This is a genomic window from uncultured Campylobacter sp., assembly GCF_937997465.1.
Taxonomy (GTDB): Bacteria; Campylobacterota; Campylobacteria; order Campylobacterales; family Campylobacteraceae; genus Campylobacter_A.
This window is the reverse complement of sequence record NZ_CALKTQ010000138.1, coordinates 1-2,429: the sequence shown is the minus strand read 5'-3', so window position 1 is coordinate 2,429 and position 2,429 is coordinate 1. Positions and strand designations below refer to the sequence as shown.

Annotated in this window: 2 protein-coding genes and 1 pseudogene; 1 reads left to right on the top strand and 2 read right to left on the bottom strand. The window is 35.0% G+C overall.

Annotated features, from left to right (window positions below; genetic code table 11):
- Positions 1-103: 103 nt before the first annotated feature.
- Positions 104-1,114: a DUF1524 domain-containing protein gene (locus Q0546_RS04275; protein ID WP_298790834.1), complete on the top strand. Its 1,011-nt coding sequence runs from the start codon at positions 104-106 to the stop codon at positions 1,112-1,114.
- A gap of 37 nt (positions 1,115-1,151) precedes the next feature.
- Here the strand turns inward: Q0546_RS04275 and Q0546_RS04270 are convergent, their stop codons facing one another.
- Together Q0546_RS04270 and Q0546_RS04265 are read right to left on the bottom strand one after the other, a co-directional pair.
- Positions 1,152-1,988 carry a cysteine ABC transporter substrate-binding protein gene (locus Q0546_RS04270; RefSeq protein WP_298790832.1) on the bottom strand — a complete coding sequence of 279 codons (837 nt, stop codon included), beginning with the start codon at positions 1,986-1,988 and terminating at the stop codon, positions 1,152-1,154.
- A 347-nt stretch (positions 1,989-2,335) separates the two neighbouring features.
- A pseudogene (locus Q0546_RS04265) lies at positions 2,336-2,429 on the bottom strand (amino acid ABC transporter ATP-binding protein); the annotation flags it as partial.

Sequence of the window (2,429 nt, the reverse complement as noted above, 5' to 3'; positions counted from 1 at the left end):
TATACAGAATTATGAATTTTCTACCATATAAATAGAAAATCAGCCTTTAGAGAAAATAGCTGATATTTTTACTAGAATAAATGTTAGCGGCAAAGAATTAACTTTGTTTGAAATAATGAATGCAAAAGTTTATAGTGAGCCTATAATTGAAAATAATAAGATTATTAGTTACGGATTTGATCTTGAAGAAAAATTTAAAGAATTAATTGAGGAACTAAAAGGTTGTGGATACGAAACTATCGCAGAGAACAAGACAATCATATTGCAATTGATGTCACTGGCGCTTTCAAAAAATTCAAAACGAGAAGAAATATTATCGATTACGAAAGATAAATTTATAAGAGAATGGGATAGTGCGATAGAATGTTTAAAATTGGCAATAGACAAAATAAGAGATTATTTTAGAATAGAAGTTTCAAAGATTTTGCCATACTACGCTTTGATAGTTCCTATTGCATATTTTTATATAATAAACAAAAAAAGACAGCCAACAAATTTACAAATTCGACAACTTGAAAAATATTTTTTTAGGAGTGCGATTAGTTGGAGATTTTCATCATCAGTAGAAACAAAATTAAATTCTGATATAAAAATTATTGAAAAGATAAAAAATAATATGGAGATTGATTTTGATAAGGAATTGCCTCTAGAGAATCAAACAAAAGAATATTTTGTTAAGATTTTAAAAGAGGATTTTTCTGCATCAAATGCTTTTGATAAAGCAGTTTTATGTATTTTAGCATACTTTGAGCCAAAAAAGTTTAGTGATAATTCAAAGGTTAGATTAGATAATTCATTTCTTAGCATAGCAACATCCAAAAATTATCATCACTTCTTTCCAAAAGCATATTTAAAAAAAGTTAAAAACGATGAATACGCGAATGCTTTGGCAAATATAACTTTTGTTGATGACTACTTGAATAAAGTTATTATTAAAGATAAAAACCCTAGTAAATATATGAGTGATTTTAAAAAACAAAATAAAGACTTGAAAGAGGCATTAAAAACACATTTAATAGATTTGGATGATTTTGGAATAATGGATGATGATTTTGATAAATTTATTAATAAAAGAGCTTCAAAAATAGCAGATGAAATCATAAAAAGGATTTAAGCCAATACAATAGGCCAAATCCTTCTTTTAATTATATTTATAGTTTGCCGCCTTCGACGACAAGAGATTCCGGATTTACGCTATCGCCGTAGATAGGTTTTAGCGTGGCGTCGTAGTTTTTATGGAAGAAATTTTCCTTGCCAAGCTCAATGATCTCGTTATTTAGCCACTCAAGTAGCGCTTTGTTGCCTTTTTTGACCGCAGGCGCGATGACGTCGACCTCGCCTAGAGCCTCGATACCGACGGTAAAGCCAGGATTTTCTTTAGCCCATGCAAAAAGTAGCGCGTTATCGTGCGCCAGCGCCGCGCCTCTTTTATCTACCAGAGCGGCGAAGGTTTCGGTGTTTTGGTCGTATTTTATAAGCTCGATGTCAGGGTGATTTTTCGTGAAATACGCATCCGCGGTCGTGCCTTTATTGACGATTAGTTTTTTGCCTTTTAGCTCGTCCACGCTTTTTATGACTGCACCGTCCGGGCTAACTACGCCTAGCGACACTTTCATATACGGAAGCGCGAAATCAACGACTCTAGCACGCTCAGGGGTTTTGGTGAAATTTGCCAAAGTGATGTCGACTTTGTCGGCTACTAGCACCTCTACGCGGCCCGCTGCTTCTACGAGCTCAAATTTGACCTTGCTCTCGTCGCCCAGCAAATCCTTTGCGATTCGTTTGGCAAAGTATATGTCGTAGCCTTGGTTTTTGCCCTCTTTATCGACGTAGCCAAACGGCGGTTTGTCGCTAAAGACGCCCACGCGCACGTATCCGCGCTCTTTGATTTTAGCCAAAGCGTCCGCTTCGGCAGCCTGCAAATTAGCCTGACCCGTTAGAAAGACGGCGGCGAATGTTGCCAAAAATGAAAACAGAAGTTTTCTCATTCTTTCTCCTTTAAAATAAAGTGCGCAAAATATACAAAAGCTTGGCTAAAATGCGACTAAATTTGTACTTTTTTGGATGGCTGGCGCAGAGAATAATCAAATTTTGTTTAAAAACGTAACGCTAGATTTAAAATGGAGTGAAAAATTTACTCAATATAAATTTGCAAATTTAATTTTAAATTTAAGAAATGGCTAGCGGATTAAATTTGAGCGGGTTATTGTGAGTAAATTTGAGTTAAAGTAGAGCTATAAATTTAAGTTGGTTAAATGGTAAAGACATAAGGTTTAAAAGCTAAATTTGATGAAAAGCTCTCAAATTTAGCCTAAAAAACGTCAAATTTAAGCCCCTAAAACGAAAACAAATTTAAAAATTTCTTCGCGCGTTCGCTTTTTGGATGCGTGAAAAATGCCTCGGGCTCGCTCTCCTCGACGATTTTGCCC

Excerpts from the sequence above, each read along its gene's own strand:
- Q0546_RS04270 (WP_298790832.1), bottom strand. The coding sequence starts at position 1,988 with ATGAGAAAACTTCTGTTTTCATTTTTGGCAACATTCGCCGCCGTCTTT.